At 69.9% G+C, this 21,894-nt stretch carries 18 protein-coding genes and 1 pseudogene; 14 read left to right on the top strand and 5 right to left on the bottom strand.

Going from position 1 to position 21,894, the window contains the following annotated elements; all coding sequences use genetic code 11:
• Positions 1-117: 117 nt before the first annotated feature.
• The 3 genes and pseudogenes from ACF07B_RS39140 to ACF07B_RS39130 form a co-directional block, all read right to left on the bottom strand.
• Positions 118-878: pseudogene (locus ACF07B_RS39140) on the bottom strand (IS5 family transposase); the annotation flags it as partial.
• Between the two features lie 88 nt (positions 879-966).
• Positions 967-1,422, bottom strand: a complete 456-nt coding sequence (locus ACF07B_RS39135) for a hypothetical protein (RefSeq protein ID WP_392182417.1) — start codon at positions 1,420-1,422, stop codon at positions 967-969.
• Between the two features lie 69 nt (positions 1,423-1,491).
• The gene (locus ACF07B_RS39130; protein ID WP_392182416.1) at positions 1,492-6,054 is read right to left on the bottom strand and encodes a ricin-type beta-trefoil lectin domain protein; all 4,563 of its coding nucleotides are present in this window, start codon (positions 6,052-6,054) and stop codon (positions 1,492-1,494) included.
• Positions 6,055-6,763: 709 nt separating this feature from the next.
• Between ACF07B_RS39130 and ACF07B_RS39125 the strand changes: the two genes are divergently transcribed.
• From ACF07B_RS39125 to ACF07B_RS39115, 3 genes are read left to right on the top strand one after another with little or no spacing between them, the layout of a single operon-like run.
• Entirely contained in the window at positions 6,764-7,234 is a 471-nt protein-coding gene (locus ACF07B_RS39125) for a hypothetical protein (protein WP_392182415.1), read from the top strand.
• A gap of 25 nt (positions 7,235-7,259) precedes the next feature.
• Complete coding sequence (locus ACF07B_RS39120; protein WP_392182414.1) at positions 7,260-7,508, top strand: hypothetical protein; 249 nt, start codon at positions 7,260-7,262, stop codon at positions 7,506-7,508.
• A 36-nt stretch (positions 7,509-7,544) separates the two neighbouring features.
• Positions 7,545-8,270 carry a DUF4232 domain-containing protein gene (locus ACF07B_RS39115; RefSeq protein WP_392182413.1) on the top strand — a complete coding sequence of 242 codons (726 nt, stop codon included), beginning with the start codon at positions 7,545-7,547 and terminating at the stop codon, positions 8,268-8,270.
• A gap of 250 nt (positions 8,271-8,520) precedes the next feature.
• Here ACF07B_RS39115 and ACF07B_RS39110 read toward each other — a convergent pair whose 3' ends face one another.
• Entirely contained in the window at positions 8,521-9,351 is an 831-nt protein-coding gene (locus tag ACF07B_RS39110; RefSeq protein WP_392182412.1) for a class I SAM-dependent methyltransferase, read from the bottom strand.
• Positions 9,352-9,547: 196 nt separating this feature from the next.
• Here ACF07B_RS39110 and ACF07B_RS39105 point away from each other — a divergent pair, with 196 nt between their 5' ends.
• The 5 genes from ACF07B_RS39105 to ACF07B_RS39085 all read left to right on the top strand — a co-directional run bounded on the left by ACF07B_RS39105 (position 9,548) and on the right by ACF07B_RS39085 (position 11,873).
• Positions 9,548-10,141, top strand: a complete 594-nt coding sequence (locus ACF07B_RS39105; protein ID WP_392182411.1) for a TetR/AcrR family transcriptional regulator — start codon at positions 9,548-9,550, stop codon at positions 10,139-10,141.
• Positions 10,142-10,280: 139 nt separating this feature from the next.
• Positions 10,281-10,445 carry a 50S ribosomal protein L33 gene (gene rpmG / locus ACF07B_RS39100; RefSeq protein ID WP_164372232.1) on the top strand — a complete coding sequence of 55 codons (165 nt, stop codon included), beginning with the start codon at positions 10,281-10,283 and terminating at the stop codon, positions 10,443-10,445.
• A gap of 97 nt (positions 10,446-10,542) precedes the next feature.
• The gene (locus tag ACF07B_RS39095; protein ID WP_369483263.1) at positions 10,543-10,803 is read left to right on the top strand and encodes a type B 50S ribosomal protein L31; all 261 of its coding nucleotides are present in this window, start codon (positions 10,543-10,545) and stop codon (positions 10,801-10,803) included.
• A 41-nt stretch (positions 10,804-10,844) separates the two neighbouring features.
• On the top strand, positions 10,845-10,967 hold the full coding sequence (ykgO, locus tag ACF07B_RS39090) for a type B 50S ribosomal protein L36 (RefSeq protein ID WP_326783839.1): 123 nt from the start codon (positions 10,845-10,847) through the stop codon (positions 10,965-10,967).
• Positions 10,968-11,267: 300 nt separating this feature from the next.
• On the top strand, positions 11,268-11,873 hold the full coding sequence (locus tag ACF07B_RS39085) for a GPP34 family phosphoprotein (RefSeq protein ID WP_392182410.1): 606 nt from the start codon (positions 11,268-11,270) through the stop codon (positions 11,871-11,873).
• Positions 11,874-12,150: 277 nt separating this feature from the next.
• Here ACF07B_RS39085 and ACF07B_RS39080 read toward each other — a convergent pair whose 3' ends face one another.
• Positions 12,151-13,308 carry a hypothetical protein gene (locus ACF07B_RS39080; protein WP_369483260.1) on the bottom strand — a complete coding sequence of 386 codons (1,158 nt, stop codon included), beginning with the start codon at positions 13,306-13,308 and terminating at the stop codon, positions 12,151-12,153.
• Between the two features lie 363 nt (positions 13,309-13,671).
• Here ACF07B_RS39080 and ACF07B_RS39075 point away from each other — a divergent pair, with 363 nt between their 5' ends.
• From ACF07B_RS39075 to ACF07B_RS39050, 6 genes are all read left to right on the top strand, one after another.
• Positions 13,672-14,664 (top strand): LacI family DNA-binding transcriptional regulator, encoded by a 993-nt coding sequence (locus ACF07B_RS39075; RefSeq protein ID WP_392182409.1) that lies wholly within the window; start codon positions 13,672-13,674, stop codon positions 14,662-14,664.
• 607 nt (positions 14,665-15,271) lie between these two features.
• On the top strand, positions 15,272-16,582 hold the full coding sequence (locus ACF07B_RS39070; RefSeq protein ID WP_392182408.1) for an ABC transporter substrate-binding protein: 1,311 nt from the start codon (positions 15,272-15,274) through the stop codon (positions 16,580-16,582).
• An 8-nt stretch (positions 16,583-16,590) separates the two neighbouring features.
• Positions 16,591-17,571 carry a carbohydrate ABC transporter permease gene (locus tag ACF07B_RS39065; RefSeq protein WP_392182407.1) on the top strand — a complete coding sequence of 327 codons (981 nt, stop codon included), beginning with the start codon at positions 16,591-16,593 and terminating at the stop codon, positions 17,569-17,571.
• Entirely contained in the window at positions 17,568-18,464 is an 897-nt protein-coding gene (locus ACF07B_RS39060; protein WP_384235210.1) for a carbohydrate ABC transporter permease, read from the top strand. The genes ACF07B_RS39065 and ACF07B_RS39060 overlap by 4 nt, the downstream gene beginning before the upstream one ends.
• Before the next feature lie 49 nt (positions 18,465-18,513).
• Entirely contained in the window at positions 18,514-19,839 is a 1,326-nt protein-coding gene (locus ACF07B_RS39055; RefSeq protein WP_392182406.1) for a glycoside hydrolase family 36 protein, read from the top strand.
• Entirely contained in the window at positions 19,836-21,866 is a 2,031-nt protein-coding gene (locus ACF07B_RS39050) for a beta-galactosidase (protein WP_392182405.1), read from the top strand. The genes ACF07B_RS39055 and ACF07B_RS39050 overlap by 4 nt, the downstream gene beginning before the upstream one ends.
• The last annotated feature ends 28 nt before the right edge of the window (positions 21,867-21,894 follow it).

Below are 21,894 nucleotides of genomic sequence, written 5' to 3'. Positions count from 1 at the left end.
GACACGATCCACGGCCGCGACTGACGTGTTCCCACGACCGGACCAACGACCACCCAAGCCGAAAGTCACATGATCAACAGCTTCTGTTAGGACCCCTTAGAGTGACCGGCAAATGGGTCACTTGAGGCGCCGAGTGGTGGGTCGGCTGTCCCAGCGGTAGTGGCTGGTCGCGCGTCGTATGAGCATGCGGAGCGTGACGAGTGCGGCGGCGAGGTGAAGGTAGAAGTCCACGGCATTTCCGTTCTTTTCGGTGCAGCGCCGCAGCTTGCTGTAAGCGTTCGTCCAGGAGTGCGTACGCTCGACCACCCAGCGTTTGCCGGCCTGGATCGGCGCCGGGACACCCTTGCGGGCGATCTCGACCGTAAAGCCCAACTCGTCAAGCAGGGCACGGAACTTGGTGCTGTCGTAGCCTCGGGCATCGCACCGATCTGGGTACGGGCCGCCTCCAGGGTCGGCGCGAGCAGGGGCGAATCGTGTCGGTTGGCTCCGCCGGAGACGATGCCGAGCGGAACGCCGCAGGCATCGGAGGCGACCGAACGTTTCAGTCCCTGCTTGCCCCGGTCCACCGGTGAGCGGCCTGCTTTCTCGCCGCCGGACGGGGCCTTGGTGATGCAGCCGTCGACCGAGATCTCGGCCGGCCCCAGGCCGATCATGCGGTCGTAGGCCTCAAGGACCAGAGCGTGCACTCTCTGCGCTATCCCCAGCTCGGCCCACTGTCTGACCCGGCGCCGGATGGTGCGGTCCGAACATCCCGGGCTCGCGATCCGTTCGTATCCCGAGCCGTGGACCAGAGCCAGAACGACATGCTCGAACACGACGCGATCCGGGACCCGGCGGCGATGGCACCGCAGGCACGGGTCCTCCGTGTGATCACTGAGCGTAGAGAACTTCCATGATCACGCAGAGTCCGTGCCTGTCTCACGTCGCCCCGCAGCCGACGAGCGGCCTCACCATTTGCCGGTCGGTCTAAGTCCCCGGTGGAACGAAGGTGGGTCTCAACGCAGTTGGCAGGTCGGACATCCTTCCGAACACGAGGACGTGTTCTGGGTTCATAGCGTCGTTCTCCAACGTTGCGATGATGCCCGCCGACAGCAGAATCTTGATCAGCGCACTCTGCATGTACTGCCCGATCGTTCCGGGGTAACGGACGGCCGGCGCATCAGGGCCACCGGTGGTAAGACTGTCCACAGCCGCCCGGACCATGCCCGGGTCGCATCTCCAGCCTACGGATACAGAAGCCGAAGCCGTTTCAGCGTCGGGATCTACACGGACTACAGCGCCCGACCGATCCGTTGTCCCGGCTTCTTCTTCGAGGAAGGCGGGCAGGCCGGCGCGCTGGAGCGCCCCAACCACCTGTCTCGCCAGCTCGTTCCGGACAACGAGAACCGTGTTGGGTGCGTGAGCAAAACCGTACTCGGACATGACCCTTCTTCTCTGTTCAGCGGGGTGTGGCAGGCATCGCAAGGACGACCGCCACACCCAACTACTTTCCTACTTTTCGTCGGACTGTTCTGCGGATCGAAGGAATGCCTTCCCCTCGAACCTCCTCATCATCTCCCACAGGAGGTCCCCGGAACCTGGTCCGTCAGGGATGGACCAGGTTATTGGGGTTCCCGGGGTGAGCACATCATCCAGCATGGGTCCGCACGCCGGACAGGGGGTTCGTTCGCTGTACAGCTCCGTAATCTGGGTCGGCTTGAAATTCTTGGCCGCCAACTGGTCCAGGATGTGGTTCTCCGAGTGGTAACCACCCCCCTTACTGAAGCCGACGACAAAGTCACCGGTTTTAGGGTTGTTCCACCCTGGAACCCTGGCGACCGCCACATTTCGGCCAGTGGTGATTCCGGCTGCCTTTCTGGCCTCGTATGCCATGTGGGCAATATCGGTACTTCCGTAAGAGATCATCCCCGCACAGGAATTGTTGCTGCTCGCGACCGCCGCGCGGAGAGGCTTCTTCTTGGTGCACCATTCGACGACCTCGTTGAGGATTTTCGCCCCGATGCCCTCGATGGCCTCTTCAGTCAAGGGGAGAGCGCGCAGGGCTTTCCACGCGTCGGCGAATCCGATGCCGGTCCTCGCAGCGGCGTCGGCTGCTTTGACGGCGTCGGCGATGGGTCTGATGATCTTGCCGGCGAACAGGCTTGCGACGTCCAAGGCGGCCCAGGCGCAGCCGCCCACGCTTCCTCTCTCACCACCGGGCATGAGCTGGGCGCACTTGATCCAGCTGCCGAAGAGGATGTCGACCGGATCGATGTTCGCCTGGAACTCCGCCATCGTGATGGTGTGTGTGACCTTCTGGGACAGTTCCTTGGTCCGCACCTCGCCGAGATACGTCGTGGCCTCGGTCGGACACATGAGCTTCTGCGGGTCGATGCCCTGGGCACTGCACAGATACAGGTCGACGACCTCTTTGTACTTGAGCTTCGAGGTGATCGTGCAGTCACCCTTGTAGAAGAGCTTGTCGATCCAGCCGTCGCAGCCGTCGGTCTTGCTGATGACCTCCGGATCGGCGGTCTTCTCGATGTGGTCGACGACGTAGAACACGTTGCCGATCAAGTGGCCGTTCTCGTCGGGAACGGTTCCGTCGTTGATCTGCTTCGCCTTCTCCGCCTTCTCGGCCCTATCGGCGGCCTCCTGCGCTTCCTTGGCGTACTTGTCGGCGTCCTTGGCCGCCTGTTCGGCCTCAGTGGCGGCCGTGTCGGCGCGGGTGGCGGCTGCTCGGGCGTCCTTGGCGTCCTGTTCGGCCTGGGCGGCCGCTGAGCGGGCGGCGGAGGCGTCGAGTTCGGCGGCGTCGGCGGAGTCGCGGGCGTCCTTGGCGTAGCCCTCGGCGTTACCGGCCGCCGTGTCGGCAGCTGCGGCGTCCGTGGTGGCCTGGTTGTCGTAGTCGACAGTGCGGGCCAGCGAGGCCGCGGCTGCGGAGGCTGCCTTGGCAGCGCCTGCGGCGTAGCCGAGGGCGTCCTTCGCGTACGTGCGGGCGTCCGACGCGTATCCGGCGGCGTTGGCCGCGTGCTGGTAGGCCTCCTTGGTGTCGCCCTTGGCCTGGTCGGTGAGGTTCTTTGCGGCCTGGGCCTCGGCGGCGGCGTTCGTGGCGTGCGCCTCGGCGACCGCCTGCTGCTGCTGGGCGATCGTCTTCGAGCCCTGGCCTGTCAGGACGACGAGGCCTGCGGCGGAATCGGTGTCGACGTAGGCGGAGCCGAGCTGGATGGCGTCGTTGGCCGGGTCGGCGACCCGTTTGGCGGCTGCGCCGGCGTCGACTGCGGCCTGGGCGGTGACGTGGGCGTAGCCGGCGGCTTTGGCAGACGCCGCGAGTGCCTTGGCCGCCTCCGTGCTGGCTGTGTTGGCCTGGGTCTTGGCGTCCTTGGCGTGCTGTTCGGCTTCGTCGGCGAGTTTGACCGCGGCCTTGGCCTCGGCGGAGGCGTCCTGGGAGGCCTTGATGGCGTCGGCGACCGCGCTGGTGGCGGTCTTGACGGCGGCGTCGGCCTTCAGCTTGTCGGCCTGGGCGGCGTCGGCGTCGGAGCGGGCGCGTTTGGCGGCGGCCTCGGCGCGGGTGGCCGCTGCGTCCGCGTCGGCTGCCGCCTTGGTGGCGGCATCCGCCTCGGAGCGGGCTTTGCCCGCGGCGGTTTCGGCGTCGTCGGCCGCCTGGTCCGCGTCGTTCGCAGCGGCGCGGGCCGCGGTCGCCGCGTCGCCGGAGTCCAGGGAGTCGGCGTAGGCGTCCTTGGCGTCGGCCTTGGCGCGGGCGGCGTCGGCCTTCTGCTCGGCGTCCCAGGCGTCGTCGCGCAGGGACTTGGCGTGGTCCTTCGCCTTGACCGCGTCGTCGCGCCGGTCCTCGGCGGTCTTCTCCGCGGTCTCCGCCTTGTCCTTGGCGTCCTTGGCCTTCGTCGCCTCGGACTCGGCGCTCTTTCTGTGCTTGGCGGCCTCGGCCCGCTTGACGGCGGCCGTCTCCTTCTCCGCCTTGGCCGTCTTCTCCTCGGCCTCCGCCGCAAGCCGCTTGGCGTGCGCGTCGGCGGCGGCCGCCTTGGCGTCGCCCTCGGCCTTCAGCGCGTCGGTGAGCTTGGCCTCCGCGGTCTCCTTGTCCTGCTTGGCGTTGTCCCGGTGCGCCTTCGCGGCGTCGGCCGCGGCCTTGGCCTGCAACTCGGCCGTCTCGGCGGCCTTCTTGCGGAACTCCGCCTTCGACTGAGCGGCCTGCGCCAGCGCCCGCTGCGCGAGGGTCGCGCTGTCGCCGGCGGAGGCACGGGTGGCCGCCTCTGCGGTCTCACCGGCCTTCTCCAGCGCCGCGAGCGCGGCGGCGGCACCCTTGGTGACCTGGTCCTTCTGCTGCCCGACCAGCAGACCACGGCCACGCGGCGCGCCGCTGGTGTCGGCGATGCCATAGGCGGCCTGGACGGCCGTGTCCGAGGTGGTCGAAGCCTTCTGCGCGGCGGCCAGCTGCGTCTTCAGAACGGCGAGCTGCTTCTTCGCGCCGGCCTGCGCGGCGGTGATGCCGGCCTTCGCCTTGGTGAACTGCGCCTTGTCCGGGTAGTCCAGCTGCCCGGTGCCGTTGTGGCCGGACGGCTTGATGTCGAACTGCTGCGCGGCGCTGTCGTTGCAGGTGTAGAGCTTGGCGTCGTTGCCGTTGTCGAAGGTGTGCAGGTCAAGGCACTTGCCCGTACCGACACTCTTCAGGCTGGTGGCGCCGCGCAGTTCGGACTCCCAGGTCTGCGACGTGGACTCCTTGCACGACGAGATCTGGATCTTCGTCCCGTTCGCCGTGTCGTTGCCGGCCACGTCCAGGCACTTGAGCGAGTTGACGTTCTGCAGGTGCAGCTTGTCCTCACTGCCCAACAGCACCCACTTCTGCGCCGCGGAGCCGTTGCAGGTGTACACTTGGACCGGCGTGCCGTTGTCCTTCTTGCCGCCCTGGACGTCGAGGCACTTGTCCTTCGCGGCGTGCACCTCGATGACGGTGGGGCTGTCGCCCACCCAGCCCAGACCGCCCGGCATCCAGTAGTCCTGCCACCGGGTGAGACGGTCGGCGGTCCAGGACTGGCCCAGCATGTCGCTCAGAGCCTTCGCGCCCTTGGAAAGGGCGTTGACCGCGTCCTTGTCCGCGTCCAGGATCTGGTTGCGCTGAGCGGCCTGCGACGTGACCTCCTGCTGCCACTCTCCGGCCGCCGCGGAGGTGATGTCGCCCAGCACGCCGTCCGGGTCGATCGGATCCCGCCAGCCACACGCGGCGAAGCGGGACTTCACGTCCTCGACGGCGATGCGGTACTCCGGCGTGCCCCGCTGCGGCGCGCTGTGCGGGAAGCCACCGGAGGACAGGAAGAGACGGGCGTCGTCCGCGCCGGCGTTCGATGCGGGGCCTCCGTGCATCCACTGGAAGGCGCTGCGCTCGGCGAGCGCGCGATTCCACTCCGCCTGCGTCGTCCCGGTGGGGTCGGGGTCCTTCCCGTAGAGGGGGTTGCCCACTTGGTCGACGGCCTTGAGGGTCTTGTCGTCGGCTTTCGGGGTGGCGTCGTCGTAGAAGTCGGAGTCGGTCTTCCAGAACCGGTCGGCGACCCAGGCGGACAGGCCGGTCTGGGAGTAGAAGCTCTTGTCGCCGTCGGGCGGCTGGTGGAAGTCGGTGTCGGTGAATCCGCCGGGGGTTGAAAGACCGTCCAGAGGCTTCTTCCACCCGTCGCGCTGAGCGGAAAGGGCGTCCATCTCCTTGCCCGCCGCGTCGCGGTCGTTGTTGTACGCGACGGCGAGCGGTGTCCGTTCCCAGTTCTTGCGGTCGGCCAGGACGTGGAGCTTGTCCGGCGTCTGGTTGAGGCCGTCCTGCGCGGTCGCGGCCATCGACGGGCCGCCGAGGCGCAGTACGTCGGCCATCAGGCACTGGTCCTGGCGCAGTTGCTCGGCAGTGGTGTCGTCGTACCAGGGGTAGGAGTCGGCCACCGGCTTGCTGTTGGGCTTGATCGAGCCGGGCTGTACCGCGAGAGCGGCCAGAACGGCCAGCGCGGCTGCCGAGGTGACGGCGGAGGTGCGCTTTCGCGATCTTCGTGCTGCGGGCAGCCGGAACCATGGTCTGGGGTGCAAGAAGGCATCCCTTTCGCGTTCACTGGGGGGACGAGCCCGAGGAACGGCCGAACAGCGGAGCATGGCGAGCTGCTTCTGAGGAGTGCTCAGGAGCACGCCGGACCAACCGCATCGCTACGCGTGCCGAGCCGGTATGACGGCATGGCGACGCGACCTCTCCCCGTGAGCGACGGTGTTCCCCCGGTCGCTGAATGACGTGCGCGAACGCGGAACTGGTCAGGTTCCGCGTCATGCGCGGCGCCACCTTATGCAGACATACCTGGATCCGTACAGAGATTCGATACGCCCACGAGGGCGCTGGCGTGAAACCTCCTGCCGCCCGACAGTCTGTGGTCGGGCGCCCTGGTGGCCCGGCGGCGCATGGATTTTCCGTGTGCTTCCTGTACCCGGGAGGTGGAGCACGGTTTGCTCCCGTCCGGCAAAATATGGCCGGTTTCCGACTCCGCCCGAGCGGCCTGCGTGGGGTGCAACCGCGCCCCATCGGCTGCGGCTGCCAGGCGAGGCAGGTTCCGGCGCCGGGGCGGTGAGCACGGCAGCATCCGCGGCAAGCAGGCACCCTCTACGCCTGGTTGAGCAACTCCGTCGCCCGAGCCAAGATCACCCACGCGCTCGCCGCCTGAGCCGGTGCGCACATCTCTCCGCCCTCGGATCAGGCCCCACCCGCTCCACCGACGGGTCACGGCGCCTGGCGGACAGTCAGACCTACTCCATGAACAGCACCCTCGACCTGGGGCGGCCCGAGTCCGGCGGCGACCAGACCGAGAGCAACCCCTTCTCGATGGTGTTCGCGGCGGGCTACGCCTCCCAGGCAGGCGCGGTGTCCTTCCGGTCGTCGTCGGTCAGCACCGTCTCGAGCCGGGATCTGGCGGGCAACTACCGGGATCCGAACCTCCTGCTGACCTACTGGAACATCGACTGGTCCGGCGGCGAGCTGGACGCGCGGCTCACGGATCCGCACGCGCGGGAAGCCGTCGTCCTGAACCTGCTCAACTGGCCGGGTCTGCTCGTCGCCTGCCGCTCCGACCTCGGCCAGATGCCCGGCGGCTTCCCGCACGCACTGGCCGCGGGCACGACGTCCGCGGGCCGCCTCGACAGCTCCGGGGCGTCACTCACCGCCCGGGGGAGCACCATCGACGGCGTGGTCGCGTTCAAGTTCACGTTCGACGGTACGGCTTCGTGAGGTCCGCCCCGTCACCGGTGCGGCTTTGACGGTCCGGCTGGACCTCATCAGGACCGCGACCGGGAGCACGCGGGCCGTGGCCGACCGCCGGGAGTTCACCTCGACGGCGACCACCGCGCGGCGCCTGTCGCTGACCTTGGGAAACGACGGGAAGTCCGGTCCGGACGAGCGGCCCCCGGTGGTCGGTACCCGCCGCGTCACCGTCCTGTCACAGGCCTGTGCGCGCGTGAACCACGGGAGCCGTCCGGCGATCTACAACGACGAGTGCCGGTGAACGTCCGGCACCTGAACATCGCAATCGGGGGACTTCATGCTGTACGGAACGCACTTCGGACCGCGTGTCCGCGGGGCCGCGCTGGCCATGGCGACCATGTCGGCGGCCGCACTTCTCATGACCGCGTGTCAGCCGGGCCCGGACAGCGCCGCCTCGCCGTCGGGCACGGGCAAGAAGCCGACGGCCACGTCCTCCAGCTCCCCGACGCCCGCCGCGCCGTCCGGCGGGACGGGAGCCTCGGCCGAACCCGCGGGCGACTCCACGGCCGAGGTCCCGGCTTCGGTCCCGGCCACCGCCACCGCGAAACCGGCGACGAAGACCAAGACGTGTGCGGCGGAGTCCTTGAAGGCGTTCATGTACCAGGCGGACGTACGGCCTCAGGGCACCGGAACCGGCGCGGCGATCGTCGAGTTCACCAACATGTCCGGAGCGACGTGCGCACTTCAGGGGTATCCGACCGTGGCGGGGGCGGCGAACGGCTCTCCTGAGAAGAACCACCCGCTGACCGTGACCCGGACGGGCACCTCGTCCAAGGTGACGCTCGCACCCGCCGCGAAGGCATGGGTCAAGATGACGTTCGTCCAGGTCCAGGGCGAGGCCGACGGCTACTGCGTGTCCGGGACCACTCCGGTCACCTACCCGACCCTGGTGGTGGGTCTGCCCTCCGGAGGAGCGCACCAACTCGCCCTCGAAGACGGTGTGCTGGCCGAGTGCGACAACAAGGTGACCGTCACCGCCGTCACCGCGACGAAGCCCTCCTGACCCTCACCGGCGCGCTGTCGCAGCCGCCGCGGGCCGCATCCGTGACCGGCGGCGGCAGCTACGGGCCGGGGGTGCGGTGACCAGGGGGCGCGGTGACCAGGGGGCGGCAGAGGGGGCGCTCCTTCGGCGCCGTCCATAGGCTGCCGGAGCGGTGCCGTGCCGGTCAGGGCCCTGTGGGCGGCGACCGGCGGCGCCCACAGGGCCCTGACCTATGGACCGGACCCGGCCTGGACCTGTGGAACGGGGACGCTCACGGCGACGCGGCCCGCAGCGCGGTGACCGCCACCGTCGTGTAGGGCATCGTGAAGCCGCCTCCCAGGCTGTCGATGGCGGCGCCCACCTCGTCGAGCACGGGGGCCAGGGCCTCCGCGGGGAGGCGGGTCAGGGCTCCCTGGGTCGGCATCATGTCCAGCCACGCCTCCCGGGTGTAGGACCACTCCCAGGTGAGGCTCCACTCCGCCGGTTCGTCGAAGCCGCCCACCGCGCGGAGTCCGTCGGCCACCTTGTCGAGCATCGGCCGGTACACGTCCGCCGCCGGTCGTGTCATCGCCTCGAAGTCGAACGGCGAGTCGGGTATCGCCCTCCGCAGGGCCACCGCAGAGGCCCGCGCCACCTCGGCCGGCAGCTGGAACACGTTCCAGAAGGCGGCGAACCGCCCGCGTGGCCGCAGCGCCCGCCTCGCCACGGCGGCGCCCGCGACCGGATCGACCCAGTGCCAGGACTGGGCGGCGACGACCGTGTCGAACGCGCGCCCGGCCGGGTCCCAGGCCTCGACGGTCGCCACCTCGACCTCCGTGCCGAGGCGCCGGGCCGTCTCCGCCATCCGCGCGTCGGGATCGACGCCGAGGACGGTGCAGCCGGCGGCCAGGAACTGCCGGGCGGCGATCCCGGTGCCGCACCCGACGTCCAGGACGCGGGGGCCGGGGCTGCCGGAGACGATCCGCTCCACGAGGCCTTCCGGATAACGCGGCCGTGTCCGGTCGTAGCGTTCCGCGTCGGAGCCGAACGACTCCGCCGCCCGCCGGTACTCATGAGGTTCGATCGCTGGGGGACGTGATCCCCCTGACGGCATAGTGGGCATGCGCCCACTATGAGTGGGCGTGCGCCCACTATGAGTGGGCGTGCGCCCACTATGAGTGGGCGTGCGCCCACTCGTCAACGAGTACGCGTTCCCGGGGAGGCGCCGGGCGGGCGCGTGGCCCTTTGTCCCTGGTGGCAGGATTCACGGGGAGACCGGTGACCGGTGAGCGGGGCCCGTACGAAAGGCGGATGGACGTATGCCGACTGGGGTGGCCCTGCGCGACGCCCGCGAGCAGCTCTTCGCCGCCGCCGAACGCGTCCTGCTGCGGGACGGGCCGAACGCGCTGACCAGCAGGGCGGTCACCGTCGAGGCGGGGTGCGCCAAGGGAGTCCTGCACCGGCACTTCGCCGACTTCGACGCCTTCCTGGCCGAGCTCGTACGGGACCGGATCGCGCGGCTGGACGTTCAGGGCGCCGCCCTGCGCGCGTCCGCCGGGACCGGCACCGTCGTCGGCATCCTCACGGCCGCGCTGGGCGAGGTGTTCGGGCCCCTCGCCCTGGGAATCCTCGGCCTCGTCGTCGCCCGGGACGCGCTGCGCGCCCGGCTGCGGGCCACGACCCCGGTCGGTCTTCCGCTGCTGACCGAGGCGGCGGCCGTGATCGGTTCCTATCTGCGCTCCGAGCGGGAGCTGGGGCGCCTTGAGCCGGACGCGGACGTCGACACGTTGGCGCTCACCCTGGTCGGGGCCGGGCACATGCTGTTCGCGGACCGGGAGAGCGCGCCGCCCGATCACGAAGCCGTCCGGCGGATGGTGAGCTCGGTCGTCGCCGGCGCCGTGCGCGAGGTGTAGCCGTCCCGCCCACGCCACGCCGTGTCGCACGCCACGTCCGGGGTCCGGGAATGCGGGCGCCAGGTGCGCTGTTACAGCTCACGTAACTGATTGGCATGCGCGAGTCAAGGCCCGTGCATGGTGGGCGAAGGAGGACCTCATGGCACGCAGCACCGCGCGCCCCGTCGTCACGCTGAGGTCGACGGCCGGGACCGGCGCCACGTATGTGACGCGCAAGAACCGCGGGAACGACCCCGACCGGTTGGTCCTGCGCAAGTACGACCCGCAGGCGGGCCGGCACGTCGCGTTCCGGGAGGAACGCTGACCGCACGCCGGGCGTACCCGGCGGACGCACCCGTCGCATCCGCGGACGCACCCGTCGTCTCCGCGGGCGAACCTGCCGTAACCGAGGAGGGAACCGCATGAGGCCCCACATCCACCCCGAATCCCGTCCGGTCGTCTTCCGGGACCGTGCCGCCGGTGTCGCGTTCCTGACGCGATCCACCGCCGACTCCGCCCGGACGATCGAATGGGAGGACGGCGCCGTCCATCCGGTCGTCGACGTGGAGATCTCGTCGGCGAGCCACCCGTTCTACACCGGGACCTCTCGGGTCCTGGACACCGCCGGCCGGGTGGAGCGCTTCGAGCGCCGCTACGGCCGTACGGCGTCGAACCGGCACTGACCGCCGGAGCGCGCCGAGTTCGGCAGAAGGAGGACAGAACCATGAAGGTACGTGCGTCACTGCGCTCACTGAAGTCCAAGCCCGGGGCCCAGGTGGTCCGCAGGCGTGGTGTGGTCTTCGTCGTGAACAAGAAGAACCCGCGTCTGAAGGCCCGCCAGGGCTGACCGCACAGCAGGCCGAGGACGACCGGTCCGGCGGACGCACCCACGTCCGCCGGACCGGCCACGTCTCCCCGGCCACGCGCCCGGACGCGATCACGAAGATCATCAGGCCGCGGCACGTCGTCAACCCGCGGGCGGAGCCCGCGGCTCACTGACGCACCGGTGTGCCGGGAGTTACGATCACGATCGTGACGTGCCCTTCCTTCGCGGACGACGGATCGCCCGCGGGGGGTGGCGCGGTGGACACGCTGGATCCGATGCGTGAGGGTCGCGCCGGGCGAAGTTCTCCGAAGGGAGCCGTTCGTGACCACGGCCAGGGACCTGTTCATCATCACGATGGACAAGGAGCCGGAACGTTCTGTGGGGCAGGGCGACCTGTCGCTCGCTCTCGCCGGAGCCGAGGTGATCGATCTTCTCGCCGGCGAGGTCATCACGCTGGACGGTGACCGGATGACACCGGCGAGGCAGCCCGCGACGGACGACCGTCTTCTGGGCGAGGCGGCGTCCTCGCTCGTGCGGCAGGTCCCGTACGAGAGGGTCGAGGACTGGCTTTGGCGCAGGGGACGCGATCTGGCCAAGGCCTATCAGACCGACCTCGAACAGGCGGGCCAGCTCACCCGGCAACGGCGGGGCCGACTGCCCTTCGGCCCCGACCGCATGGAGCTGGTGGACTCACCGGCCCGCAGCCGGGCGATGCATCGATGGGCGGCCGACGAACCCGTCCTCGCCGCGCTCGCCGACGTGGTCGGAATCCCCGCAGAGGAGAGCGACGACACCTCGTCGGTCGAGGACGAGGCGGTGACCACCGTCCTGGTCGCCGTGCACGACGCGGTGATGGAACTGGAAGCCGTCCGCCAGCGCCGGGCCATCGAGAACGCGGCCTTCGCCAACATCTGGCGCGGCGCCTGACGGAACCCGCGTCAGGGGCGCGCTCGTGGGGACAAGGGCGGCCTCGCCGACATGAGCGACCCGTCCGACGCCTACGAGCCGCCTGCCCCGGCAACGCGTGGGCCTGCCCCAGCAGTGTGTCGGCCCGCCCCGGTAGCGCGTGGCCTGCCCCGGCAGTGCGGGGGCCGGGGCCGACGCGACGAGCGCCGGGCGTGAACGGTGACAGGCGTGGAGCGCGGGGCGTGAACGGTGACGGGCGCGGGGGAGCGGCGGACCCGCCGTACCCCCGCGCCCGAGGTTACTCGGAAGCCTCGCGGGCCCGCCGCTCGCTCGCCCGTGCCTCCTGGAGGTGGGCGTCGACGCGTTGCGCCCTCCGGGGCAGCAGCGAGTCCGTGACGCGCTGAAGCGTCTTCGCCAGCGGGTGCTTGTCCTGCCCGGCGGCGGAAGACCGCGCGGCGGACGCCGCCTCGCGGTACTCGGCCATCTCCGAGAGCGCCGCGTGCGCGAGCTCGGTCGCCTCGCGGTACAGGTCGCGCGACTTCGTCATCGCGTCGAGGGCTTCGGAGTACGAGGCCACCAGAGCGCGTGCGTGGACGAGTTCCTCTTCGAGGGTCAGCAGACTCCACTCCTCGCGCAGCGCCGTGAAGGCCGCCGCCGCGTCGTCCGGCAGCGGCCAGGGAAGCGCCGCGAACTGCACGATTTTGTCGAGGAGTTCCGTCGGTTCGGAGCCGTCGAGGAAGACGCTGCGCACCCTGAACGCCTGCTCGTCGAACCCGGTCCGCGCGGGCGTGCCGGACAGGATGACGGCGCCGCCACGCGGTACGGACGTCCCCAGGTCGCCGAGCGCCCAGTTGACGGCGTGGAACTGCTCGGGCGTGGCCCGGTGTTCCACCACGCGATGCCGCAGTGCCGGCGGCAGCAGCCGGATCAGCGGGAGGCGGCCCTCGGCGTCGGGGGTCATGGCCTCGTGCACGACGACGTTGACGCTCCAGCTGTGCCGGGCGATGTCCTTGAGCAGGCGCCGCAGCGCCGCGTCGTCCTTCGGCAGCGGGTTGATGTCCTGGAACAGCAGTCCGGCCGCGGCGTCACGGTCCCAGGAGAGGTCGCTCCGCTCGGGCCAGAGCAGTGCGGCGGGGGAGGGCCACCCGGGATCCCAGGGCCGCTCCGCCTCGGCCGCGAGTGTCCAGCGCCGCTCGCCGTCCACCTGCGCCCGTCCGTCGGTGGTGAGCCGCGCCCGCACGGTCACGTCCTCGTCGACGAACCAGCGCGCCTCGAAGACGTGCCCGTCCGGCGTCGTGTCGTTCTCCTTCTCCAGGAAGTCCTGGATCCTTTCCCTGTTCTTCAGTTCGCGCAGGTGCTCCCGGAGAGCCGTCTGCGGCGCGGGGCCTGTATGGCGCCCGGCGGCCAGCCAGACCGTTTCCGGGGCGGTGAGACGCTCTGTGGAGGACTTCGACATGAGTCACTTTGCTGGTGGGGTGTGGTGTGCCCTCCCAGTATGGTCACCTTTGGCCAAGAGCCGGGAGGCGAGGCCCCCGGGGATCACAGACCTCCGCCATCGGGTGACTATGCGCGTTTCGTTGACGATTGACCGTATTGGGGTCATCGCGAAGCATTCGAGCGGCCCCCCCGGGGCGGGGGTGGCTCGCCGGTGAGGCCCGCGCCGCGGGGGTCGCGACGTGCGTGCCGGGGCGCGGAGGCGGCGGGCGTCCGGCGCGGTGGGGGTGCGGACCTGCGAGGACGCGGGACGGGCCGTGACCGGACGGAACTCGCCGACCGGCGGGCGCCGGTAGGGTTGCCGTCGGAGAAGGGGCGGACGCGGATGCGGCAGCGGGTGACGATGAGTGACGTGGCGCGGGCCGCGGGAGTCTCGTCCGCCACCGTCTCGTATGTGCTGAGCGGAAAACGGCCGGTCACGGAGGAAACGCGCAAAGCGGTCGAATCGGCCATCGAGCGGCTCGGCTTCACCCTCAACCCCGTTGCCCGGAGCCTTCGTACGGGCAAGTCCACGATGGTCGCCCTCGTCGTACCGGACATCGCGAACCCCTTCTACGCGCTGCTCGCCCGCTCGATCCAGGACGAGCTGCGCGGCGGGGGCTATCACGTGCTCGTGAGCAGTACGGGAGCGCGGCGGGACGAGGAGGAGGCGCTGCTGCGCGAAGCGGTGCAGCAGAGGTTCGCCGGTGTGGTGATGACGCCGTTCCGGCTGGCCACCGACGCCTTCGACGTGCTGCGCGCCGCCGGTGTCCCGGCGGTGGTCAGCGCCGACGTCCCGTTCGGTGACGTCGATCTGGTGACTCCCGACGCCGACGACGCGGTCCGTGCCGCGCTGGCGCACGTGGCGGCCACCGGCCGGCGGCGCATCGGTGTGATCGCCGGGCCGCTGGACGCCGCCGGCGGTGATCCGCGCCTGGAACGCGTCCGGGAGCACGCGGCCGAGGCGGGGCTGCGCATCGCCCGGGAGCACATCGTCCACGGCGAGCACACGCGCGAGGCGGGGGCGGAGGGCTTCGAACGGCTGATGCGGGCGCGGCTCCGGCCCGAAGCGGTGCTGTGCGGCAACGACATCACGGCCGTCGGCGCGATGGACACGGCCGAGCGCCTCGGGCTCGACATCCCCGGCGACGTGTCGCTGGTGGGGCACGACGACATCGAGTTCGCCTCGCTCGTCCGGCCGCGTCTGACGACCATCCGCTACCCGGCGCGCGAGGTGGGCCGCGTCGCGGCCGGACTCCTTCTGGAGCAGATCGACGGCCGGACGCGCCGAAGGACCGTACGGGTCACTGCCGCCTTCGTGGCGCGCGCGTCGGTCTGACATCGCGTCGGCACGGAGTTCGGGCCGACGCTGTCGCCGCCGTCGCGGCCCGGTGACCGCCCCTCCCGCCACGCCTGTTTCCGTTCCACGGCTTTGCCGGATCGATGTCGGGGGACCGTAGCGTAATCGATTACGTTGCGCGAGACTGGGCGGCGGACGAACGCCCGACCGGGGTGCACAGCCCCATGACCCGCCATCAGTCTGTCGCATTTGATAGGGAATGACCCGCACGTCGATGCGGGCTGCCTGTAAACAGAATCAACCAACTGCTGTTTGCTTTTGGGTAACCACGTCGCAAAAGCCAACACTGTTGATGCGGTCGGACCGCCCGCCGTTCGCCGGCTCGCGAACCGGGCAGGCGATGGGCCCGATGGCTCCCGCCCGGTGGTGCTCGCCCCTCTTTTCCGGCATCCATCGAGACTGTCGGCCCCAATGCCGGTGGTCCGTGACGTGTCGGTCACGTTTCGGGCAAGGCGAGTGCGAGGTCTTGACGCGATGCCGACATGAGGCTGTCATTACGCCCACGTTGTTCGTTCGAGTTGGTTTCTGATCGATTTCCGGCCTCCCCGCCGTCCGGCTCGACCGAACCCTGCCCTCAGGAGCCGTCATGCACCTTCCCCTCCCGGGTCTGTCCGCACCGACACCCAGCCGTCGCACCCTGATCCGCGGAATCGGCGGCGCGGTCGCCCTCGGCGCGGGTGTACCCCTGCTGAGCGCCTGTGGCGGCAGCGGCACGGCGTCGGACCCCAAGACGGTCACCGTCGGCTCCAACGCGTCCGACGCCGTGCCGAAGAAGGCCTTCGCCGACGTCTACGCGGACTTCAAGAAGCAGTCCGGCATCACGGTCGACGTCAACACGAAGGACCACAACACCTTCCAGGAGCAGATCAACTCGTACCTTCAGGGCACGCCTGACGACGTGTTCAACTGGTTCGCCGGGTACCGCATGCAGTTCTTCGCGGCCAAGAAGCTCGCCTCGCCGATCGACGACGTGTGGGCGAAGATCGGGGACAACTTCCCCGAGGCGATGAAGAAGCTCAGCAAGGGCGAGGACGGCAAGTACTACTTCGTCCCGATGACGACGTACCCGTGGGCGGTCTTCTACCGCAAGAGCGTCTTCCGGCAGCACGGCTACAAGGTCCCCACCACCTGGGACGAACTCATCGCCCTGTGCAAGCAGATGAAGAAGGACAAGCTCGTCCCCATCGCCTTCGGCGACAAGGACGCCTGGCCCGCGATGGGCACCTTCGACCAGATCAACTTCCGTCTCAACGGCTACGACTTCCACGTCCAGCTCATGGCGGGCAAGGCCTCCTGGACCGACGCCAAGGTCAAGGCCGCTTTCGACCACTGGGCCGAGCTCCTGCCCTACCACCAGGACGGCTTCATGGGCCGCACCTGGCAGGACGCCGCCCAGACGCTCGTGGCCAAGAAGGCCGGCATGTACCTCCTCGGCACCTTCGTGGCCCAGCAGTTCACCAACAAGGACGACCTGGACGACCTCGACTTCTTCCCCTTCCCGGAGATCAGCTCCGCGTACGGCCAGGACACCGTGGAGGCGCCCACCGACGGGCTCATGGTCAGCAAGGCCCCCAAGAACCACTCCGGGGTCGTCAAACTGCTGGAGTACATGGGCAGTCCCGCCGCGGAGGAGCTCTACCTCAAGGGCGACCCGAGCGTGGTGGCCGCCTCCGTCAAGGCCGACACCTCGGCGTACTCGGCGCTCCAGAAGAAGGCGTTCGACATGATCGCGGGCGCCAAGACCCTGACCCAGTTCATGGACCGCGACTCCCGGCCGGACTTCACCTCGACGGTGATGCAGCCCGGACTCCAGAAGTTCCTCCAGAACCCCAAGGACGTCGACAGCCTGCTGTCGTCGATCGAGCGCCAGAAGAAGCAGATCTTCGCGACCTCGTGAACGACATCATGACCACCGACACCACGACGAAGTCCCCGGAGGCGGCCGGCACGCCGCCTCCGGGCACTGCCTCCGCGCCGAAGCGGGCCCCACGCGGCAAGCGCCGCCTGCTGACCCGCCGTGACCGGTTCACGCTCGCCCTCATGGCGGGCGTGCCCACGGTCCTGCACGTGGCCCTGGTCTGGGTCACCGCCCTCGCCTCCATCGCCCTCGCCTTCACCACCTGGGACGGCATCCGGTTCGACTCGATCCGGTGGGTCGGCCTCCAGAACTTCAGGCAACTCTTCAACGACAACCCGCAGTTCTGGCCCGCCGTCCAGCACAACATCATCTGGTTCGTCGTCCTCATCCTGATCCCGACGCCCTTCGGCCTCTTCCTCGCCGTCCAGCTCGACAAGAGGATCCGCTTCAGCCGCGTCTACCAGACCGCGTTCTTCCTGCCGGTCGTCATCTCGATGGCGTGCATCGGCTTCGTCTGGCAACTCGTCTACAACCCGGACACGGGCCTCATCAACAGCCTCATCGGCGCCAACGAGCCCGGCCACTACATCGACTGGATCGGCGACCCCGACCTCAACCTGTGGGCCGTCCTCGTCGCGGCCTCCTGGCGGCACACCGGCTACATGATGATCCTGTACCTGGCCGGCCTCAAGGGCGTCGATCCCTCCCTCAGGGAGGCCTCCGCGCTGGACGGCGCCAACGAGTGGCAGACGTTCAAGAACGTCATCTTCCCCACGCTGCGCCCCACCAACACGGTCGTGCTGGTCGTCACCATCATCGAGGCCCTGCGCGCCTTCGACCTGGTCTTCGTCTTCAACAAGGGTGCCCAGGGGACCGAGTTGCTCTCCATCCTGGTGACCAACAACATCATCGGCGAGTCGAGCCGCATCGGTTACGGCTCGGCGATCGCCGTGGTCCTGCTGGTCATCTCGCTCGTCGTGATCGTCCCGTATCTGGTGGCCACCTTCCGGAAGGAGCGGCGACCGTGAGCGCCCCCACCCTCGCGGCGGGCGCGCGCAAGCAGCGCGCGCCCGTCCGCCCCGCCCGCGTGCTGCTGCACGTCTTCCTCGCCGGTACCGCCCTGGCCTGGCTCGCCCCGCTGCTGTGGGCGGTCTTCTCGGCCCTGCGCCCGTACGGCGAGACCAGCGACAAGGGCTATGTGTCCTGGCCGGACACCCTGAACCTCGACAACTTCACGAACGCGTTCGAACAGTCGGACATGACGCACTACTTCGTCAACACGCTGCTGATCGCGGTGCCGGCCGTGCTGCTCACGCTGTTCCTGTCGTCGATGGTCGCCTTCTACGTCAGCCGCTTCGACTTCCGTCTCAACCTCGCGCTGCTGCTGGTCTTCACCGCGGGCAACCTGCTTCCGCAGCAGGTCATCATCACCCCGCTGTACCGGATGTACCTGCTGACCGACCTGCCCGGCATCACGGAGAGCGGCAAGCTGTACGACTCCGCCCTCGGCCTGGTGCTGATCCACGTGGCCTTCCAGTCCGGGTTCTGCGCGTTCGTCCTGAGCAACTACATGCGCTCCCTGCCGGACGAGCTGACCGAGGCCGCGCTCGTGGACGGAGCCTCGGTGTGGCGGCTGTACTGGCAGATCACCCTGCCGCTGTGCAAGCCCGCGATGGCGGCCCTCGGGACCCTGCTGTCGATCTGGATCTACAACGACTTCTTCTGGGCCCTCGTCCTGATCTCGACCGGCGAGAACATGCCCATCACCTCGGCCCTGAACAACCTCTCCGGCCAGTTCTTCACGGACCCCAACCTGGTCGCCGCCGGCGCTCTGCTCACCGCGATTCCCACACTCGTCGTGTACTTCGCGCTCCAGCGGCAGTTCGTCAGCGGTCTGACCCTCGGCGCCAACAAGAGCTGAGACGACACCACCCGAAAGACTCAGGCGGCTTCACGTGAAAGAGACCGACGTGTCCCAAGCCTTCACCCCCGTAGCCTCCGTACCCGTGGACCCGCGCACCGCACGGGTCCACGAGGAGGGCTGGCAGTCCTGGAGCCCCAGTGGCTCCTACGCCCTCGACGACGCTCCGCACCGCCCGACGAACGCCAACTGGGCGACCGTCTGCTACCGGCCGGGCCGCACCGCGGCGCCCGCCGGCTTCCAGGGCGAGGGACTGCTCGCGCTGGACCCCGGCGACGGCTCCCCGGTCCGGCTGTGGGCGGCGCCCGACCCGGCCGTCTCGGTCCCCTCGATCCGGCTGACCGTCCACGACGGCCGGGCCGAGATCAGCGCCGACGGCCCGGTCACGGAGTCGTCCCACTCCGGACCCGACGGAGTCCAGGGCGCGCTCGCCGCCTGGGCCGACGCCCTCGCGACCCCCGCGCCACGGCCGGCACCCACGGTGTGGTGCTCCTGGTACGAGTACTTCACCGCCGTCACCGAGGACGACATCCACGAGAACCTCCGCGCCATGGACACCCTCGACCTCCCCGTCGACGTCGTCCAGATCGACGACGGCTACCAGAGCGCACTCGGCGACTGGCTCACCCTCTCCGGCCGCTTCCGCTCCCGAACGGCCCTCGCCGACGCCATCCGCGCGCGCGGCCGGCGCGCGGGAATCTGGACCGCGCCGTTCCTCGTGGCACCGCACAGCGAACTCGCCGGCCGGCACCCCGACTGGCTGGTCCGCGACCCGGCGGGCGCACCCCTGCACGCGGGCCACAACTGGAACCACGACCTGTACACCCTCGACGCCACGCACCCCGAGGCCGGGGCCTACCTGACCGACGTCTTCGGCACGCTGCGCGCCGAGGGATACGACTACTTCAAGACCGACTTCCTCTACGCGGGCGCCCTGGACGGCGTACGGCACTCCGGAGCCGACGCGCTGACCGCCTACCGCGCCGGAATCGCCCTGATCCGCGAAGCCATCGGCCCCGACGCCTACCTCCTCGGCTGCGGCGCCCCGGTCCTCCCGTCCATCGGCCTGTTCGACGCGATGCGGGTCAGCCCCGACACGGCACCGCACCGGCGGCCCGAGGCCGACGACTACAGCCAACCCGGCCAGGACGCGGCCGAGTTCACCGGCGCCGGCCGCCAATGGCAGCACCGGCGCCTGTGGACCAACGACCCCGACTGCCTGATGGCCCGGCCCGCCGTCGAGACCCGCGAACGCTGGGCGGCCCATGTCGAGGCCACCGACGGCCTGATGGTCTCCAGCGACCGACTGCTGTCCCTCGACGCCTGGGGCGTGGCCACCACCCGCCGCCTGCTGTCCTCGGGAGGGACCGCATGACCCCCGAACGCCCCCTGTCCGTCCCCGGCATCGTCTACGGCGGCGACTACAACCCCGAGCAGTGGCCCGAGGAGATCTGGGCCGAGGACATGCGTCTGATGCGCGAGGCCGGCGTCACCATGGTCAGCGTCGGCATCTTCTCGTGGGCCCTCATGGAACCCTCCGAGGGCCGGTACGACTTCACCCGCATGGACCGGCTCCTGGACCTCCTCCACGAGAACGGCATCGCCGCCGACCTGGCCACCCCCACCGCCGCTCCGCCCGCCTGGTTCTTCCGGGCACACCCCGAAGCGCTCCCGGTCGACCGCGACGGCCGTCCGCTGGCCTACGGCAGCAGACAGACGTTCTGCCCGAGCAGCCCCGCCTACCGCGAGGTCGCCCTGCGCGTCACGGCAGCCCTCGCCGAGCGCTACGCCGCCCACCCCGCCGTGGTGATGTGGCACATCCACAACGAGTACGGCTGCCACAACGCGGCCTGCTACTGCGACACCAGCGCCCGCTCCTTCCGCCACTGGCTGCGCACCCGCTACGACGACGACCTGGCGGCCCTCAACCACGCCTGGGGCACGACGTTCTGGAGCCAGTGGTACTACGACTGGGAGGAGATCCTGCCGCCCCGCGCCACCGGCGCCGTCCCCAACCCCACGCACCAGCTCGACTGGCGCCGCTTCTGCTCCGACGAACTCCTGTCGCTGTACACGGCGGAGCGGGACGTCCTGCGCGCGGCGGCCCCGTCGACACCGGCCACCACCAACTTCATGGTGATGGACACCTTCGACGCGCTCGACTACTGGAGGTGGGCCCCGGAACTCGACGTCGTCTCCAACGACCACTACCTCATGTCCACCGACCCGGCCTCCGAGATCGACGTCGCCCTCTGCGGCGACCTGACACGGTCACTGGCCGGCGGACCCTGGCTGCTCATGGAGCACTCCACCGGCGCCGTGAACTGGCAGCCCGTCAACAGGGCCAAAAAACCGGGGGAGATGCGCCGCAACGCCCTGGCCCACGTGGCCCACGGCGCCGACGGCATCGCCTACTTCCAGTGGCGGGCCGCGAGGGCGGGCGCCGAACAATGGCACTCGGCGATGCTCCCGCACGCGGGCACGGACAGCCGCATCTGGCAGGACGTCGTCCGCCTCGGCGCCGACCTCAGGGCCCTGGCCGAGGTACGCGGCAGCACCGGCACGGCCGAGGTCGCCATCGTCTCGGACTGGAACGCCCGTTGGGCACTGGAGCTGCCCTCCCAGCCCAGCGGCGACCTCCGGTACAAGGATCTGGTCCGTGCCTGGTACGAGCCGCTGTGGCGATCCGGCACGGCCGTCGACTTCGTACGCCCGGACGCGGACCTCTCGGCCTACCGCCTGGTGCTCGCCCCGAGCCTCTACCTGGTGGACGAGGCGGGCGCGGCGAACCTGGCCGGCCACGTCGAGCGCGGCGGCACCCTCGCGGTCGGCTTCCACAGCGGCGCCGTCGACGAGAACTGTCACATCCGCCTGGGCGGTTACCCGGGAGCGTTCCGGGAGATCCTCGGCATCCGCGGCGACGAACTCTTCCCCCTGCTCCCCGGCGAGTCGGCCGGCCTGACCGGCCGGGTGCCCCCGGGCGCCACCGCCACCCTGTGGTCGGAACGGCTGCGCCTGAACGGCGCCGAGGCGGTCGCCACGTACACGGAGGGCCCCCTGGCGGGTGTCCCGGCGGTGACGAGGAACGCCCACGGACAGGGCACCGCCTGGTACGTGGCGACCCTCCCCGACCCGGACACGCTCACCGCCCTGCTGGACCGCATCCGCTCCGGGGCGGGCGTCACCGACGGCGGTGACACACCACCGGGAGTGGAGAGGGTCCGCCGGCGCGGCCGGGACGCCGACTACGTGTTCCTCATCGACCACGCGGGCCGGGGTGCGGAGATCCCCGTCCCGCCGGGCGCCACCGAACTCCTCACCGGCAAAGCCCTGTCGGGCTCGGTGAGGGTCGATCCCGGCGAGATCGCGGTGGTGCGGGAGCCACGCGTGGCAGGCGTGTAGCCCCTCGTCGGTGGGGGCGAATCCGGCC

It is taken from the genome of Streptomyces sp. NPDC015532, from assembly GCF_043078065.1.
GTDB lineage: Bacteria > Actinomycetota > Actinomycetes > Streptomycetales > Streptomycetaceae > Streptomyces.
This window is presented reverse-complemented; position numbering and strand designations above follow the sequence as displayed.

Excerpts from the sequence above, each read along its gene's own strand:
- ykgO (WP_326783839.1), top strand. The coding sequence starts at position 10,845 with ATGAAGGTACGTGCGTCACTGCGCTCACTGAAGTCCAAGCCCGGGGCC.
- ACF07B_RS39095 (WP_369483263.1), top strand. The coding sequence starts at position 10,543 with ATGAGGCCCCACATCCACCCCGAATCCCGTCCGGTCGTCTTCCGGGAC.
- ACF07B_RS39065 (WP_392182407.1), top strand. The coding sequence starts at position 16,591 with ATGACCACCGACACCACGACGAAGTCCCCGGAGGCGGCCGGCACGCCG.
- ACF07B_RS39050 (WP_392182405.1), top strand. The coding sequence starts at position 19,836 with ATGACCCCCGAACGCCCCCTGTCCGTCCCCGGCATCGTCTACGGCGGC.
- ACF07B_RS39105 (WP_392182411.1), top strand. The coding sequence starts at position 9,548 with ATGCCGACTGGGGTGGCCCTGCGCGACGCCCGCGAGCAGCTCTTCGCC.
- ACF07B_RS39070 (WP_392182408.1), top strand. The coding sequence starts at position 15,272 with ATGCACCTTCCCCTCCCGGGTCTGTCCGCACCGACACCCAGCCGTCGC.
- ACF07B_RS39110 (WP_392182412.1), bottom strand. The coding sequence starts at position 9,351 with ATGCCCACTATGCCGTCAGGGGGATCACGTCCCCCAGCGATCGAACCT.
- ACF07B_RS39080 (WP_369483260.1), bottom strand. The coding sequence starts at position 13,308 with ATGTCGAAGTCCTCCACAGAGCGTCTCACCGCCCCGGAAACGGTCTGG.
- rpmG (WP_164372232.1), top strand. The coding sequence starts at position 10,281 with ATGGCACGCAGCACCGCGCGCCCCGTCGTCACGCTGAGGTCGACGGCC.
- ACF07B_RS39135 (WP_392182417.1), bottom strand. The coding sequence starts at position 1,422 with ATGTCCGAGTACGGTTTTGCTCACGCACCCAACACGGTTCTCGTTGTC.
- ACF07B_RS39125 (WP_392182415.1), top strand. The coding sequence starts at position 6,764 with ATGAACAGCACCCTCGACCTGGGGCGGCCCGAGTCCGGCGGCGACCAG.
- ACF07B_RS39115 (WP_392182413.1), top strand. The coding sequence starts at position 7,545 with ATGCTGTACGGAACGCACTTCGGACCGCGTGTCCGCGGGGCCGCGCTG.
- ACF07B_RS39075 (WP_392182409.1), top strand. The coding sequence starts at position 13,672 with ATGCGGCAGCGGGTGACGATGAGTGACGTGGCGCGGGCCGCGGGAGTC.